12 protein-coding genes are annotated in these 16,591 nt (G+C 53.7%); 1 reads left to right on the forward strand and 11 read right to left on the reverse strand.

Going from position 1 to position 16,591, the window contains the following annotated elements; genetic code table 11:
* Positions 1 to 31 precede the first annotated feature (31 nt).
* From NST84_RS28670 to NST84_RS28700, 7 genes are all read right to left on the reverse strand, one after another.
* Complete coding sequence (locus NST84_RS28670) at positions 32 to 664, reverse strand: ThuA domain-containing protein (RefSeq protein WP_342563405.1); 633 nt, start codon at positions 662 to 664, stop codon at positions 32 to 34.
* 157 nt (positions 665 to 821) lie between these two features.
* Positions 822 to 1,634 (reverse strand): uroporphyrinogen-III synthase, encoded by an 813-nt coding sequence (locus tag NST84_RS28675; RefSeq protein WP_342563406.1) that lies wholly within the window; start codon positions 1,632 to 1,634, stop codon positions 822 to 824.
* A gap of 94 nt (positions 1,635 to 1,728) precedes the next feature.
* Entirely contained in the window at positions 1,729 to 3,690 is a 1,962-nt protein-coding gene (locus NST84_RS28680; protein ID WP_342563407.1) for a methyl-accepting chemotaxis protein, read from the reverse strand.
* A gap of 264 nt (positions 3,691 to 3,954) precedes the next feature.
* Positions 3,955 to 4,350, reverse strand: a complete 396-nt coding sequence (locus NST84_RS28685) for a transcriptional repressor (protein WP_342563408.1) — start codon at positions 4,348 to 4,350, stop codon at positions 3,955 to 3,957.
* 77 nt (positions 4,351 to 4,427) lie between these two features.
* Positions 4,428 to 5,522 carry a Ger(x)C family spore germination protein gene (locus NST84_RS28690; RefSeq protein WP_342563409.1) on the reverse strand — a complete coding sequence of 365 codons (1,095 nt, stop codon included), beginning with the start codon at positions 5,520 to 5,522 and terminating at the stop codon, positions 4,428 to 4,430.
* On the reverse strand, positions 5,519 to 6,622 hold the full coding sequence (locus NST84_RS28695; protein WP_342563410.1) for a GerAB/ArcD/ProY family transporter: 1,104 nt from the start codon (positions 6,620 to 6,622) through the stop codon (positions 5,519 to 5,521). The genes NST84_RS28690 and NST84_RS28695 overlap by 4 nt, the downstream gene beginning before the upstream one ends.
* Entirely contained in the window at positions 6,622 to 7,992 is a 1,371-nt protein-coding gene (locus tag NST84_RS28700; RefSeq protein ID WP_342563411.1) for a spore germination protein, read from the reverse strand. Before NST84_RS28700 ends, NST84_RS28695 begins: the two co-directional genes overlap by 1 nt.
* A gap of 148 nt (positions 7,993 to 8,140) precedes the next feature.
* Here NST84_RS28700 and NST84_RS28705 point away from each other — a divergent pair, with 148 nt between their 5' ends.
* Positions 8,141 to 9,709: an FAD-dependent oxidoreductase gene (locus tag NST84_RS28705; protein WP_342563412.1), complete on the forward strand. Its 1,569-nt coding sequence runs from the start codon at positions 8,141 to 8,143 to the stop codon at positions 9,707 to 9,709.
* A 164-nt stretch (positions 9,710 to 9,873) separates the two neighbouring features.
* Here NST84_RS28705 and NST84_RS28710 read toward each other — a convergent pair whose 3' ends face one another.
* The 4 genes from NST84_RS28710 to NST84_RS28725 form a co-directional block, all read right to left on the reverse strand.
* Complete coding sequence (locus NST84_RS28710; protein ID WP_342563413.1) at positions 9,874 to 12,108, reverse strand: MMPL family transporter; 2,235 nt, start codon at positions 12,106 to 12,108, stop codon at positions 9,874 to 9,876.
* Positions 12,109 to 12,305: 197 nt separating this feature from the next.
* Positions 12,306 to 14,204, reverse strand: a complete 1,899-nt coding sequence (locus NST84_RS28715; protein WP_342563414.1) for an ABC transporter ATP-binding protein — start codon at positions 14,202 to 14,204, stop codon at positions 12,306 to 12,308.
* Positions 14,201 to 15,961: an ABC transporter ATP-binding protein gene (locus NST84_RS28720; RefSeq protein WP_342563415.1), complete on the reverse strand. Its 1,761-nt coding sequence runs from the start codon at positions 15,959 to 15,961 to the stop codon at positions 14,201 to 14,203. The genes NST84_RS28715 and NST84_RS28720 overlap by 4 nt, the downstream gene beginning before the upstream one ends.
* Entirely contained in the window at positions 15,954 to 16,406 is a 453-nt protein-coding gene (locus NST84_RS28725) for a MarR family transcriptional regulator (RefSeq protein WP_342563416.1), read from the reverse strand. Before NST84_RS28725 ends, NST84_RS28720 begins: the two co-directional genes overlap by 8 nt.
* Positions 16,407 to 16,591 lie beyond the last annotated feature (185 nt).

Here is a 16,591-nt window from a genome sequence, read left to right on the forward strand (position 1 = left end):
CTGCAAGGGGCAAAGGTATCATCTGATGAAATTATCTTGGAATACGTGCCGCCCAGGTAGCCGCCCGCAGAATCAGCTGACGGACCGCAGGATGGCGGAATGTAGGCTCATGATGGCCGGGCATCAGGAATACAACCCGGCCCTGCCCGTAGCGGTGGCACCAGGCCGCCGGATAAGTCTCGCCATCCGCCTCATATTCAAGCAGCACCGTCTTCTCCGTGAACGGATCGAACTCAAAGCGGTACGGCTCCTCGTCCAGATGGAAATCTTCGATGCCCTCTGTAATATCATGCTCCCGCACTTTGAATTGCAGCGGGGCATACGGCGGATGAGTCGTAAATCTCGCTCCGATCAGCCCGGCCAGCTCGTACCGTTTGGCCAGCGAGATGCCGGTATGCAGCACAATCAGGCCGCCCCCTCCGCTTACATAACTAAGCAGACCCGCCGTCTGCTGGGGGGAAACGGTCTCGTTCCATAGCTCGTTGTAGGCTATGCATAAATCATATCCGGCCAGATGCTCACCGAGCATCAATTTTTTATTCTCTGAACACTGAACGGTCAGCAGATCGTTCAGAATTTCACCGATTTGCTGGTCCACACCCTGCAGCGGGTGGAACCGGGGATGGGTGTAATCGCCCAGGAGCAGGCATTTTCTCTTGTCCATAAGTATCCTCCTTCATGAATCTTTCCACATAATTTGTCGTATACGTTGCTACTATTCTAAGGAAAACTGCTGAGGATGTCCATGATGATTGCCCGGCGCCGGCCGCCAAAAACAAATCCCGCTCCGGCAGGAACGGGAACACACCTCTGAGCTTGCTTTAACGGCCTGCGGCCACATAACGCCCCAGCTCAACGAACATGCTGCCCATCCGCTCATGCTCAGGCATTACAATTCTCTGTAAGCCTTCTTCCTTCAGCGCCTGAGAGGTAATCTTGCCTACAGATACCGCCAGCACTGTATGTTCAAAGGCATGCAGCATTTGCTCATGCTTCCCTTGCTCCTGTGCATACTGCGACAGAAAGCGGAATTGCGGCGCACTGGTAAATGCCACTGCGTTTACCTTCGCCTCAAGAATTTCGGTGAGCAGCAGCTCCAGCGCCCCGGGCTCAGGCGGAGTATGACGGTAAGGCTGGACTTCCCTGACCGAAGCCCCTGCTGCCTCAAGCCAGGCAATCAGCCGGGGTGCGGGCTCACCGTGCAGCTGCAGCACAACCGATTTACCCGCAAGATCGAATTCCTGCAGGCCGCGGATCAGTCCGCTGGTGCTTCCGTCATCATCACGTACGGCGGGCACAAGGCCGCGCTTCTTCAAGGCATTAACGGTCTTGTAACCCCGGGCTGCAATGGAAGAAGCAGAGAGCACCTCCAGAAAACGGCCGCCGAGCCCCATTTCTTCAGCCATGCCGAACAGCGCATCCAGCCCCATGCCGGTAGTCAGAACCGCCCAGTCAGGCGGCTGCAGTGTCCAGGAGTCCAGTCCTTCACGCAGCGCTGTGTCATCCAGAAAGACCGTCCCCTGGGCCGGACGGAACAGCGGGATGCCGCCCATATTTCCGACCAGCTTGGCCATTTCCTCCGATTTACGCGGACCCGCAAGGGCGACGGTCATTCCCTTCAATTGCTCTGCCATAATCTTCGTTCCCCCTTGTTAACCCTGCATTATTGTCTACCAGTATACTTGCAAAGGGTGTAAAAAGAAAAGCGCCATGTAAGCTGTTTCTTCACTATTCCTTCTTGACGGAATGCAGATTGAAGCGGCTTACCAGCTTCTGCAGCTCCTCGGCCAGATGACTCAGATTGGCTGTCGAGGACGAAATCTCCTCTACGGCTGCAAGCTGCTCCTGTGCTGCCGCAGAGATCGTCTCGGTACTCCCGGCTGCTTCCCTGGAAATACCGCCAATCTCACCGATGGCCTGCTCCATGCTGGCAGCTTCAGCCGACAGGGTTTGCACTGCACCGCCCATGCCTTCGATTTTTTCGGCTGCCCCCTTCACTGCCCTGCGGATCCGCGAGAAGGAGCGGCCGGTGGTATCTACCGCCATAATGCCGTCTGATACCCGGTTCTTGGCATCTTCCATCGTGGCTGTAGCCATCTTCACTTCTTCGTTGATGGAGGAGATCTGCTCATAGATCATCCGTGCCGATTTCTCCGACTCTTCTGCCAGCTTGCGTACCTCGGAAGCGACAACAGCAAAGCCGCGGCCCTGCTCGCCGGCCCGCGCTGCCTCGATAGAGGCGTTAAGGGCAAGCAGATTGGTCTGGCGTGAGATGCCGGTAATGACCCCGACAATGCCCTGAATCTGCTCTGTACGCACATTAAGCTTATCGATTACAGCGCCGAGCTCCTCCACGGTTTCATGAATGCCGTTGATTTTGTCGACCACACTGATTACCGATTCATTCCCTTCCGCAGCGGACAGCGACGTTTTATCCATCATCGCTGAAACCTGCTCCATAAAGCCGGAAATATACTGGACCTCACTTGCGGTAGCGGCTGTGCTCTCCGTCCCCTTTACCACACTGGCCACCTGGCGCTCCATGCCCGCGGCGACCTCCTGTATGGCGAGCGTAACATGCTCAATCGCCCGGGTGGTCTGGTCAGCTCCGGCAGCCAGCTCCTCGGCGGAGGAGGACACATCCTCGGTCATCTCCTGAACGCTGGTAATCATTTCACGCAGACTTATAACCATCACACGGAAATTGTCGGCAAGCATGCCGATCTCATCGCGGGGGAAAGCTCCGATATCCTCTGAAAGGTCCCCTTGCGCGATCACAGCTGTAGCTTGACGGAGTCTGCCCAGCGGACGCAGAATAGACTGAACATTGATGTAGATCAGAAGGAGTGCCAGCACAACCGAAATGCCGATTACCAAAAAGACAGTCTGGCGGATATCAGCTGTCGCACCCGATACTTCGCTTTTATCGATTGTCCCGGCGATTCTCCAGCCGGTCAGCTCATTTTGCATATAGGTCATTTTTTTGTCTGAATTCTTGTATGTATAGTCAAACGCTCCGGAGTCTGCTTCAAACATCTTTTTGACAAACTCATCAGATGATTCCTGGCCGACCTTTTCCGTCGGATGCACCAGAAACTTCTTGCTGCTGTCCAGAATGAAAATATAACCCTGCTTGCCTACTTTAATACTTGTAAGCTCTGCGAGTGCCGACAGATCAAGATCAAGAGACACCACCCCGTTCCCGCCCGCAAGCACAGCTGAAATGGCAATTACCGTCTCGTTATTCACAGTTTGAAAGGCCGGCGAGATGACGACACCGCTGCCATTTTTCAGCGCGTTCACATAAGAACTCTCCTTGCGGGGGTCATAGCCCTCCGGCCGCTCCTTCTCAGAAGCATGAAGAACCCCCGCCCGGCTGGTTCCCACATAAAGATCCATAACATCGGGATGCAGCGCCGCATACTCCCTTAGCCGGGCCGTAATACCGGCCGGAGTCCCTGCCGATTCTGAATTGACGTCTTCGGCAGACAGACTGGCTGCAAAATACTCAATATCATTCATTTTGGCTTCAATGTTGGCATTGATAATCTCATTAACCGCCTCAACACTCCCAGCAGCGTTATTCATCAGCTGCTCCTCCACTTTGCTGCTGGCTGATTCGTAGGTCTGCCAGCCTATAATCAGACTGGGCGCCAGGAGGACGAGCAGGTATGTAAGTGTCAGCTTCATACGGATGTTCCAATGGAATCTTTTTCGCAAGGTGGTCACGCTCTCTTTCGTTCAGGTCTTAAGTACGAGCAACTTTGTCATTTAATATAATTATATACCGTAGCTAAAAACCCTTTTTTCAAGTCGCAATTATTGTTTTTCTCCTATATTATCTGAGAATTTTTATAAAAACAGCAAAAGACCGCTTTCGTGAAAGCGGTCTTTTGTTATATCTATATTTAGTTAGCGGCAGCCATTCCGCTTTGCTTCAGCCTGTCCCGGGTCCTAATTCACTACTTTATTCTTGCATGCCGGGCATACTCCGCCAAAGACAACATGAGCATGGGAGATCGTATATCCGGTTTCCTCCGCTACGCTGTTCATCCACTCCTCCGGCACATGGGTCATCACTTCATCCACCGCTCCGCAGACCTCGCACAGGATATGCTGGTGGTCGTCCATCCGCGCGTCATATCTGCTCGCAGCCTCCCCCAGCTTCAGCTCACGGATCATCTCTTTATCGGTAAGATAACGCAGAGAGTTATAGACAGTGCCGTAGGCCAGGTTATGACCCTGCTCTACCAGCCGGTTCATCACTTCTGCAGCAGTCGGGTGGTCATGCGAATTACGGACGATATCATAAACGGCTTGCCGCTGTGAGGTTAAGTTCAGGTTTCTCATCGTTATCATCCTTTAACTTATTTTTAGATCAAGTATAAATCCTGCAGACTCCAGCGTCAATCTATCGCCCGCCTATTTTATTTGATCAGCCCGGAATACTTCACTCTCACGACAGCCATAATTTCGAATTTCAAGTCAGGATACAATGCCTCCCAATCCTCTGCTTCCGTTTCGTTATTCCAGTGCTTTGCCCCGTAGCGCAGTCCCCAACCGAAGGGATCAAGCCGCTTTTCCTTGATTTTTTCAAGCAACGCCTTAACCGACTGTTCCAGCTCCTTCCCGCCGGCCTCCGATATTTCCCCCAGCAGATTGTGGGTAATCAGCTCCTGGGTGCTGTTCTCCTCTACAATGCCTTTAATCTTGATCTTATAGCGGATCAACGGCGCTCCTGAGGAGGATGTTGTAATCTTGTAGCTGGAAGCGCTGCTCTCTGTATAGTACTGGAAATCGCTGTCCTCCACCCTGGCCGGAAAATTGGTCCGCAGGTCAGACCTGGTCAGCAGATTAAACAGCCGTGTCTCCTCCGGATTCAGCACCAGCTGAACCTTTTGTTTGTCGAAAAGGGCTATTTTATCTATCAGGAACTGGGTCTCACTTTCCGCTTCAATGACCGGCAGGATCGGATCCTTGCCCTGCTCGTATATATCCCTCATCAGCTGGTAGGAATAGACGCTGGCGATAAAAGGGGACTCCGTGCCCTGACCGCTCATCGCCATAATCAGGGAATTTGAGGGAATCCGCTCAGACGGGGGCTTGACCTTGAGTACATCCAGCGCCGCCGGACGCCCGATGGCAAAATTAAGGATCAGCTGGATATCCCTGCGCCGCACCGCCCAGTCGAGGATATGCCTGATATTCCGGCTGGCCATTTCTTCCCCTATGATGATTGATTTGCAGTGTACGTAGTCCAGCTCCTTTTCAACTTTCGATTTCATCAGGCGGAGCGCCTCGGAGATGCTGTCCGATTCTTCCGTAATAATCAGCATTTTCTCATCAATCTTGGTTACCTCTCCCTGCGGGATTGCCAGCTTCAGGCTGACCTTGAAATCCTCCTTCTCCCCGGGGTCAATCCCGATGGCAACCACAAATATCCGCCGGTCAATATCCTTGTACTCGCAGCCTGTTGTAAGGCACAACAGCACGATTCCTATGTACAGCAGCAGCCTTCTCACGTGCTCCGCCTCCTGTAAGCTGCCGCATAGCAATAGAACAGCAGCATAATCATAAACAGCTCTCCGAACCAGCGGGTATAAAGAAACACAACCCCGAACTGATTGAGCTGATATTGGTCAAGCCGCATAAAAAACAGGGTGATTCCGCTGAACAGACCGAGAACCGCCAGCTCCTGCCATACCTTGGTCCGGGCCTTTGCCCGTTTGCGCTGGCCGAACAGACCGGTAAGGAGTTCCTTGCCGACGTGCCAGTGAACCGTCACACTGACCAGGGACAGCGTTAAATAGGCAATATAAAAAATAAACAGCATCCGTTCTATTAAAAAGGTATCGATCCGGATACTGTCTGCTGTAGAAAACCAGGTATAAACGTGTTTTTCCACACCGATCGTCCCGAAATAGCCAATGGGCACATAAAAGGTCAGCAGCAGCACAGCCAGCCCGTTAACCGCATAAACCCAGCTGTGCTTCATCTTCATCTTGGGCAGTACCCGGTTAAAAATAGCGAGATTGAAATAGCCGCTGAAGGAGAAGGTGGCGGCGGCAATGCTTTTCATATCCGGTGCATGGGCTGAATAAGTCACAATCTGCTGCACCGAATCCCAGTTGAAATCGGGATTGACCAGCGCTTTGATAATGGCGTACAGAATCAGCGGCAGGATGATCGCCAGCATCATTTCCATTCCGTACAAAATGGATAGGGAATCCATACGTGCACAGAAGCATACCAGAACAAGAAAGCTGAGAATTACGAGTTGCGGGCCGGTATCCGGACTGACAAAGCGAAGTGTAATGTCCACAAAAGACAGGAGCGTAATCAGTCCGGCAACACACCAGAGTGAAGCAAACAGAATAATCAGCGGAATAATCAGCCATTTTGGCAGGGCAGTTTCAAGAATATCCTGAATGCTTTTACCCGGAAACTTTGCGATCAGGATAGTGAAGACAGTCAGAAAGAGGGTCCCAAGAACGACAGCAACAAGGATCGAGGTCTGTGCCCCCTTGAAACGGGCGTCCAGCAGCTCCCGCGGGACAAAATTCAGGATGTTCAGCAGGCTGTTCATCAAAAACAGCCAATACACGTAGCGGCTTTGGTTCATCAGCTTCCGCCGCCCTTCTGTTTGCCTGAAGAAGCTCCCAGGCTGTCCAGAACGAACATTTTGAAATAAGGCTGGCCGAAGCTGCGCTGGCTGCACAGATACATGGTGAATCCGACCAGACAGACCACAACACCCACCAGCCCTACTGCGGCGGCGGCTATAACAAACAGATATTTAAGGACACGGATGGAGAAACTCATCATATTCAGGGGGATCATGAAATTAGAAATGGCGACCACCGATACCAGGATAATCATAATATTGCCGACCAGTCCGGCCGCCGTTGCCGCCTGGCCCAGAATCAGACCCCCGACCGTCGTTGCCGTCGGCCCGATTGCCCGCGGCAGCCGCAGGCTCGCCTCCGTCAGAAATTCCATCATGATCAGCATGATCAGCACTTCCACAAAGGAAGGATAGGGTACAGTGGCCCGGCTCCCGGCAACCAGCAGTGCAATCTGCACCCTTATAATCTCCGGATTATAGGAAGTGAATGCGACATACAGCGCGGGCAGCCACAGCGTCATCGCTACACCCATAATTCGCAGCAGCTTCAGGAAGCGGCCGACAAAGGGAAGTTGAATTTTATCATCCATCGCTACAAAGAAATCATTGAAGATTACCGGCAGAATCATCGCGAAGCCCGTTGTATCCAGCATGATGGCAATTTTGCCCTCAGCCAGATTGAAGACCACCCGGTCGGGCCGCTCCGTTACAATCGTTTTCGGAAAGATGCGCAGCTTGTCGCTGCTGATGTATTTTTCCAGCTCACCCGAGGCCTGCAGCATATCTACCCGGAGTGTGCTCAGTCTCTCGCGCAGCTCGTCAAGCACCTGATGATTCACCCTGCTGTCATCATACAGAATGGCTACTTTCGTTCTGGAGATATTTCCGATAAGCAATGATTCCATCTTCAGCTCCGACGACTGGTAGCGCCTGCGGATCAGGTTCAGATTGACTGCCAGATTCTCTGTAAGCGCATCTGAAGGCCCCTGGGTAATGCTCTCCGTCACCGTCTGGCTGACACTGCTGGTCTCCGCCTTCAGGGCATCAAAGAAAATCAGCTGTCCTTCGACCTCCACACAAGCATAGCCGGCCAGCATCAGGTCCATCGCCTGCTTGTTGTCCTTAACGGCCTGGCTGCCCGGGTAGTGCGCCAGATATTCGGCATAGGCGGCCGGATCATTCATTTCATAAAAGGCTGCGACCAGGCTGCGGTTAATAATCTGCGGGTCGGTGATGCTCTTGATAAACAGCAGTTTTCCCGTTCCGGACGCTGCGGTCAATACCCTGTTCTCCAGATCAGCAAAGTTGTCCAGCTGCCCCTTAATTTCCTGAAGTGTTACCCCTTCCGTGTTTTGCTGTGCCGGCATCCTTACTCCCCCTCAGCCGGATTTCTCCGGAAATTATACCTTATTCTGACACACAGATACTTCTTTCATGCACAGAGACGGGTTTAGGTTTCTTTTGGCGGGAGTGTGGTAATAAATGAAATGAATCTTGCTTATGGAGGGATTACAGATGAGTACACCGAACGGCCAGTCCGAGAATACAGGTTCACAAGGTCTTCCGCAATTTCCGGAATCCCTGTGGAGAGGCACGACAGAGCTGCCTGCATTTCCGAAGCTTGCGGAAGATCATGTTACAGATGTAGCCATTGTGGGAGCGGGAATTACCGGAATTACGGCGGCTTATCTGCTTAGCAAGGAAGGCTACAAGGTCACACTGCTGGAAGCCGGTGAAGTACTTGGCGGCACAACCGGGTTTACCAGCGCCAAAATCACAGCCCAGCACGGGATGATCTATGCCGATCTTATGAAGAATTTCGGAGAGGAGCAGGCCTGGGCTTATTACCAGTCAAACAGCGAGGCGCTGAAGTGGATCATCCGTACAGCCGAAGAGCTTGAGCTTTCCTGTGGCATACATGCTGAGGATGCCTATCTGTATGCAGACAAAGGCGACGACAAAACACTGAAGCAGCTGGAGCAGGAGTTTGAGGCTTACCAGAAGCTCGGTATTCCGGGGGAATGGCTGGACCATATTCCGCTTCCGCTGATGGTAGCCGGGGCGATCCGGTTGCCGGATCAAGCCCGCTTTCATCCCCTGCATTATCTGAAAGGCATGCTGCAGTTCGTACTGGATAAAGGCGGTGTAGTTTACGAGCATACCATGATCGGCGAAAAAGTGGACAAGGAGGACCGTATTACCCTGTACACGGAAGGCAGTGAGCATCAGATCCGCTGCCGGCATGCAATCTCGGCTTCCCACTTTCCTTTTTATGACGGCGGAGGGCTGTATTTCTCACGCCTGCATGCAGAGCGTTCCTATTGTCTGGCCATTCAGCCGGAAACAGATTTTGCAGGCGGAATGTACCTGAGCGCAGGCGAGCCTACCCGCTCGCTGCGTGCCGTGGAATGGAACGGACAGAGCCTGGTCATCGTCGGCGGAGAAAATCACAAAACCGGACAAGGCATCTGTACATTCGGGCATTACGAGAATCTGGAGCAGTTTGCCGGCGGGCTGCTGGGCATTAAGCAGATCCCGTACCGCTGGTCGACCCAGGACCTTATTACGCTGGACAAGGTTCCTTATATCGGCCAACCCTCTGAGGATAAAGAAATCTATATCGCAACCGGCTACGGCAAGTGGGGCATGACAAACGGTACGCTGGCGGCACAGATCATCACCGACCAGATTGCGGGCCGTGCAAACCGCTACAGCGATCTGTATGACCCGTCCCGGTTCAAGGCGCGCCCGTCGATCAAGAACTTCATCATGCAGAATGCCAATGTCGCCAAGGAGCTGGTGGTAGGCAAGGTGGAGATTGTCCATAAAAAGACCAGTGAGCTCGGTGCTGATGAAGGGGCTGTTGTTTTTCATGACGGCAAGCGGGCCGGCGCCTACCGTGATCTTGAGGGCAAGCTGCATCTGGTGGACCGAACCTGCACCCACATGGGCTGCGAATGCGAGTGGAACAACGCGGAACGCTCCTGGGACTGCCCGTGCCACGGCTCCCGGTTCTCCTATGAAGGTGATGTGCTGGAGGGGCCGGCTACCGTACCGCTGACCAAGCTTAAAGCGGACGCATAGCACCGCGCTCTGCCGGCCTTGAAGACGGGCTGCTGCCCAGCCGCTGCCGGAAATAACCGCACCACTGCCGGCCGTATACGCGCAAACAGGGATGCCCCGCCTGGCCGTAAGGCCAGCGGGGCATCCCTGTTTATGTTACCGGTCGGCGGTGAGTCACCCGCCGCTTATTCTTTGCTGCCGGATGGCTGCGGCTGCTCTATATGCTTGCCGGGCCAGAACGCCCAGCGGCCGCAGAGCATCGTAATCGCCGGCACCAGAAACGGCCGGACGATGAAGGTATCAAGCAGCACACCGATGGCAGTGATGATGCCGAACTGCACCAGCACCTGAATCGGCAGGCTGGCCAGGACGGCGAAGGTGCCGGCCAGGATCAGCCCGGCAGAGGTGATGACCGAGCCGGTCTCATTAACCCCTTCGGCAATAGCCTGCTTCAGCGGCATCACTTTACGCTTTTTCCAGATGTTCGAAATCATGAAGATGTTATAATCTTCGCCAAGCGCAACCAGAAAGACAAACGAGTACAGCGGAATAGCCCCCTGGATCGCATCGGCGCCCAGTACATAATGAATAATAATCCAGCCCAGGCCAAGCGCGGAGAAGAAGGAGAGAATTACCGTTCCCACCAGATAGACGGTTGCCGTCACCGACCGCAGATAGATCAGCAGCAGCAGCGTAATCATACCGATAACGACCGGAATAATCAGGTCGGTATCACGCTCACCCAGCTCTTTTGTATCATACTGGGTAGCCGTCTGCCCGCTTACCCATACGCTGTCATGCGCCTGCGATTCCTCAAAGCCCGATTCCACCAACGCCTGCTCCGCTGTGTTCAGCAGAGCCGGGATATGATTCATCGCCTCCAGGGAATAAGGATTGTCCTTGAACTCCAGGTCAAAGCCGATCATTTGCGGATTGACTGCCCCCTGCTGCGGGTCGGATACGGTATCCACATAGGACAGTCCGCCAAGAATCACCTTGAAGTCCTCTCCGCTTACCTGGCCCTTAGTATCAATGATCAGCTTGGCCGGAGCCAGCTCGCCCGGCGAGAACTGTGTACCTATCAGGTCAAAGCCCTCCCGGGATTCCATATCCTCAGGGAATGAGGAGAGCAGATCATAAGTAAATTTAATGCCGGTGGAGAAGGAGGCTAATATGCCCAGGCCGATAATTGTAACAGCTACAATCGTCCAGGGGCGGGATACCACCAGGCCGCCGATCCCTTTTTTGCCAGCTTTCTTCGCATTCGGCTGTGGCACCGGTTTGCCTTTAGCTCTTGCCCGTTCCTCCTCCATCTGCGGTGTCCGCGGTACAAACGGGAAGAATGACATCCGCCCGAAGATCGCCAGCAGCGCCGGCACCAGCGTCAGGCTGGCAATGCCCATGATCAGGATGGAAACGCTGAATGGTACTGCGAACCGGTGATACGCCCCGTATTTAGCCAGCAGCAGCGCGAACAGCGCAAGCACCACCGTAAAGCCGCTCATCGCAATTGCTCCGGAGGAATGAGTGATCGAGCTAAGCAAAGCCCGCCCCTTGTTCTCCTCTACCTTAAGCATCTGGCGGAACCGTGAGATCAGGAACAGGCAATAGTCCGTTCCCGCCCCGAACAGGAGCACGGTCATAATCGAGATGGCCTGTGAATCTACTGTAATCCAGCCTTCTCTGGCCATCAGGCCCAGCACCGGGCTTGTCACCCCGTAAGCGAAGCCCACGGCCACCAGCGGAATCAGCGCCAGAATCGGTGAACGGTAGATCAGCAGCAGAAATACAAGCACGAGAATTACAGTGGCAATCAGCAGAGAGACGTCAGCATTCTCGAACAAGCCTGTGGCATCAATTGAAATACCAACCGGTCCGGATACGCGCAGGCTCAGCTCATTGCTGTCCACACCGGCTGCAGAAGGATCAGTGCCCGTTTCCTCACGGACCAGTGTCTTTAGTTCAGTGATGCCTTCACCCAGCGCGTCACTGTCTGCCGACTTGTCGAACAGCACCGGGGTTACCAGTGTACTGCGGTCCTCCGACAATGAAGCCTGCAGCGCCTGCGGCGGCAGCTGGCCCAGCGGTGGCACAAAATTCTGGGAGGGCAGCGGCTGCTGCTCCAGCTTGCCGTACAAGGCAATAATATGTACTAAATCCTCCTCCGATAATCCGCCGTCACGGTGCCACACCAGCAGTGCAGGCACACCGCTGCCGCCCGGAAACTCCTGATCCGCAACAGCCGCTGCCTGGACTGACTGTGAGGTCTCCGGCAGGTTCTGCGCATTGTTGATTACCTGTGAATTCACGGAAGGCCATAACAGCGTGAGCACTCCCACCAGCACGATCCAGATCAGCAAAGTGATCCACTTTGTAATCCGGCCAGCCACCCATTTCCCGTAGCCCGACATCCTGTTCATCCTCTCTTTGCCCAGACTCTTCTCAAAAATGAGCCGCGGGTCATTTTATCATCCTTATCATATATACCCCGAAAATTTTAATCAAATCTTTTTTTAAAACAGCCCTTCCATTATTATCCTTGCCACTCTTTCCATAATAAAAACACCGCTCCCTATAAATACAGGAGCGGTGCGGGCGGTGCATTTTGTGGTGAGCTTTAGCCTGCATCCGGCAGATCGTCGCCGGAGAACTGGCTGTTGTACAGGTCGGCGTAGAAGCCGCCCTGCTCCAGCAGTTCAACATGCGTACCTTTTTCAATCACGCTGCCCTGGTTCATGACCAGAATAAGATCGGCATCGCGGATCGTGGACAGGCGGTGGGCAATGACAAAGCTCGTTCTTCCGGTCATCAGCGTCTTCATTGCCTTCTGGATCTGTACTTCAGTCCGCGTATCGACGCTGCTGGTCGCTTCATCCAGAATCAGAATCGACGGATCGGCCAGAATCGCCCGGGCGATCGTCAGCAGCTGCTTCTGTCCCTGGGAAATATTCGATGCTTCCTCATTCAGGATCGTGTTGTAGCCAAGCGGCAGTGTACGGATGAAGTGGTCGGCATGAGCCGCTTTGGCCGCGCGTACCACATCAGCTTCCGTAGCACCTTCACGTCCGTAAGCGATATTATCACGGATCGTACCGTTAAACAGCCAGGTATCCTGCAGCACCATCCCGAATTTGCTGCGCAGCTCGCTGCGCTTCATTTCGGTGATGTTGACACCGTCGATGACAATCTCGCCGCCGCTGATTTCATAGAAGCGCATCAGCAGGTTGATCAGCGTTGTTTTACCGGCGCCGGTCGGTCCGACAATCGCAATCGTCTGTCCCGGCTTGACGTCGATATTCATGTCTTCGATCAGAATCGCATCCGGTTTGTAGCCGAACTTCACATGGCGGAATTCAACAGCGCCTTCTTCAGCGCCAGCGGCAGCCTTAGACCGGGACACTGCTGTTTCCGGCACTTCCTCTTCTTCGTCGAGCAGTTCAAAGACACGCTCTGCCGAAGCAATCGTTGACTGGATGATGTTGGCGATATTGGCCGTCTGGGTGATCGGCATTGTGAACTGGCGGGAATACTGGATAAAGGCTTGAATGTCACCGACTTCAATCACCTTGCGGGTTACAAAAATCCCGCCGACTACACAGACAAGCACGTAGCCAAGGTTACCGATAAACATCATCAGCGGCATAATCATCCCGGACATGAACTGGGAACGCCAGCCGGAGTTGTACAGATCATCGTTGATTTTATTGAAGTCGCTGAGCGACTGCTGCTCACGGCCAAAGGCTTTGACGATCCGGTGCCCGGTGTACATCTCCTCAACATGGCCGTTCAGCTGGCCCAGTGATTTCTGCTGGCCGATAAAGTGGCCCTGGGAACGCTTCGTGATGGCCATAATGACCACAAAGCTCAGCGGCAGGGTGATGACTGTAATCAGGGTCAGCCACGGGCTGATCGTCAGCATCATGATGATGACCCCGATAATGGTCACGATGGACGTTATCAGCTGCGTCAGACTCTGCTGCAGCGTTGTACTGATATTATCTACATCATTGGTTGCCCGGCTGAGAATTTCCCCGTGGGTACGGGAATCAAAATATTTCAGCGGCAGCCGTTCCAGCTTGCTGTTAACCTGCTCCCGCATATCAAATACAACCTTCTGGGCGACTCCGGCCATTACGTACTGCTGAACGTAACTGAATAAGGAGCTGAACAGATACAATCCGCCCAGAATAAGCAGAATTCTATTCACATAATCGAAATCAATGTGTGCTCCCTCTACTCCGGTCAGCATCCCGTAGGCGCCTTCGAACAGCTTGGTGGTCGCCTTCCCCATCACTTTCGGGCTGAAGATGCTGAATACGGTACTGGCTATAGCCGTGATAAAGACAATGAGCAGCTGCACCTGACGCGGACGCAGGTACGTAATCAGCCGGCGGAGCGTACCCTTGAAATCCTTGGCCTTCTCCGGAGGCATCCCCATGCCGGGGCCGCCGTGACCGGGGCCGAAGCCGCCGCCGCGGCGGGCCGGAGGCTTCATTTGCTGATTTCTTTCACTCATGCTATTTCCTCCTCTGACAACTGCGAGGATACAATCTCGCGGTACACTTCGCTATTCTCCATCAGCTCACGGTGATTGCCGATGCCGGCCACCCGGCCTTCATCCAGTACAATAATCCGGTCGGCATCCATAACAGTGCTGACCCGCTGGGCGACGATCAGTACCGTTGATTCCGTGGTCTCCTCCTTCAGGGCAGCGCGCAGCTTGGCATCTGTCTTGAAGTCAAGTGCGGAGAAGCTGTCATCGAACAGATAGACTTCCGGCTTGCGGACCAGTGCCCGGGCGATGGACAGCCGCTGCTTCTGGCCGCCGGAGACGTTGCTTCCGCCCTGGGCGATCTGTGAGCCGAAGCCTTCCTTCATCGCCGAGACGAAATCATAAGCCTGGGCCACCTTGGCCGCGTGGATGATTTCCTCATCGGTTGCATCATCTTTTCCGTAGCGGATATTCTCATTGATGGTGCCGGTGAATAATACCGCCTTCTGCGGAATATAGCCGATCTTGCTGCGCAGGTCCTCCTGCGTCATTTCACGGACATCCACGCCGTCCACCCGCACAGCCCCTTCAATCACGTCATAGAAGCGGGGAATCATGCTGAGCAGCGTCGATTTACCTGACCCGGTACCGCCGATAATAGCCGTAATTTCACCCGGACGGGCACTGAAGCTGATTCCGGACAGCGCCGGCTGCTCCGCTCCCGGATAAGAGAAGGATACGTTATCGAACTCGACGTAGCCGCGCAGGCCGTCCCGTCCGTCCAGCTTTTTCGCATCGGAGGTGGCCAGCAGGTCTCCGGCTGTCGGATCAATAATCTCAGGCTGCATATCGAGCACCTCATTGATCCGCAGTGCGGAAGCAGACGCCCGGGGAATCAGTACGAACATCATGGAAACCATGATCAGGGAGAACATAATCTGCATCGCATATTGGATAAAGGCCATCAGTGAGCCGACCTGCAGGTCTCCGTCACCGATCCGGATACCGCCGTAGTACAGAATGCCGATCATGGAGAAGTTCATAACCAGCATCATAATAGGCATCAGGCCGGCCATAATTTTGTTAACCTTAATCGCCGTATCCGTGAGATCCTTATTGGCTGCGGTAAAGCGCTTGTTCTCATGTTCAATCCGGTTAAAAGAACGGATAACCCGGATACCGGTCAGATGCTCGCGCAGCACCCGGTTTAGGGTATCCAGCTTCACCTGGATTGCTTTGAACAGCGGCAGTCCCTTCATCCCGATCAGGAATATCGCTCCTACGAGCACCGGAATGACAACGACAAAGATCAGGGACAGCTTGGCATCCTCGGATACCGCCATAATAATCCCCCCGATCATCATCATCGGAGCGCCGACCATCATGCGCAGCATCATAGTCAATACTGTCTGTACTTGCGTAATATCGTTAGTAGTGCGGGTAATCAGCGAGGCTGTGCCCAGCTTATCAAACTCATGCAGTGTAAAATTCTCTACATGCTCGAACATCCGCGAGCGGGTGTTTCTGCCGAAGCCGGCAGCTACCTTGGCCGACAGATAACTTGCGATGACTGAACACAGCGCTCCGCCGCCGGCAACCAGCAGCATGTAAGCGCCGATTCTCCAGATATAGGAGCGGTCTCCCTGCACAATCCCTTTATCCACGATATCGGACATCAGGGTTGGAAGGTACAGATCCCCCATGGATTGCAGAAAGACCAGAATCAGTACTGCAGCTACGCCCCACCGGAAGGGCTTAAGTCCCTTTAACAATTTAATCAATCTTCTCATCTCCGTTCGTTTGTAACAGGTCCAGATCAGGCCGCGGATTCTCTTCGACAAAAGTCTGCACCTTCATCAGCAAGTCTGCTAGAAGGTTGCTCTCTTCTTCACCCAAATATTCCACCAGCTTGCCCAGTGAGGCGTCCATATGATTTCGCGCTTTTCTGGTTACAATCCTGCCCTGCTCAGTCAGGCGGATCCGCACCACTCTGCGGTCGGAGGGGTCCGGCTGACGCTCTACCATGTCTTTGGCCTCAAGGCTGTTAATCAGCTGCGTAACCGTGGGGGGCGTGATTCCCAGCAGACGGCTGATTTCGGAAACCTTGAGCCCTTCCTCCGGCGAGCGGGATTTTCTGGCGAGGCATATCAGTAAAGTCATTTCACTCGGCTTATGCCCGTCTACAGCCTGATGCACATGTGCTTTGCGCAGCTGCCGCAGGGCCATAAACAGCCGTTGTGCGACTGGATTTTCGTTGTTTACCCCAACGTTTTCCGCCTCCTCATTTTAGTTAGGTCTACTAATAATTAAACACAGTATTAATTAGGCAACCTAATTATATTTTCAAGCCCGCCCTTTGTCAAATACTGAATGCGTTATCAAATTTTACGGAATAACGAACAGTTCTGCCT

This window comes from Paenibacillus sp. FSL R7-0345 (assembly GCF_038595055.1).
Lineage (GTDB): Bacteria > Bacillota > Bacilli > Paenibacillales > Paenibacillaceae > Paenibacillus_AQ.

Bases quoted from the DNA above. Each gene is read 5' to 3' on its own strand.
- NST84_RS28670 (WP_342563405.1), bottom strand. From the start codon at position 664: ATGGACAAGAGAAAATGCCTGCTCCTGGGCGATTACACCCATCCCCGG.
- NST84_RS28675 (WP_342563406.1), bottom strand. From the start codon at position 1,634: ATGGCAGAGCAATTGAAGGGAATGACCGTCGCCCTTGCGGGTCCGCGT.
- NST84_RS28680 (WP_342563407.1), bottom strand. From the start codon at position 3,690: ATGAAGCTGACACTTACATACCTGCTCGTCCTCCTGGCGCCCAGTCTG.
- NST84_RS28685 (WP_342563408.1), bottom strand. From the start codon at position 4,350: ATGAGAAACCTGAACTTAACCTCACAGCGGCAAGCCGTTTATGATATC.
- NST84_RS28695 (WP_342563410.1), bottom strand. From the start codon at position 6,622: ATGAACCAAAGCCGCTACGTGTATTGGCTGTTTTTGATGAACAGCCTG.
- NST84_RS28700 (WP_342563411.1), bottom strand. From the start codon at position 7,992: ATGCCGGCACAGCAAAACACGGAAGGGGTAACACTTCAGGAAATTAAG.
- NST84_RS28705 (WP_342563412.1), top strand. From the start codon at position 8,141: ATGAGTACACCGAACGGCCAGTCCGAGAATACAGGTTCACAAGGTCTT.
- NST84_RS28710 (WP_342563413.1), bottom strand. From the start codon at position 12,108: ATGAACAGGATGTCGGGCTACGGGAAATGGGTGGCTGGCCGGATTACA.
- NST84_RS28715 (WP_342563414.1), bottom strand. From the start codon at position 14,204: ATGAGTGAAAGAAATCAGCAAATGAAGCCTCCGGCCCGCCGCGGCGGC.
- NST84_RS28725 (WP_342563416.1), bottom strand. From the start codon at position 16,406: ATGGCCCTGCGGCAGCTGCGCAAAGCACATGTGCATCAGGCTGTAGAC.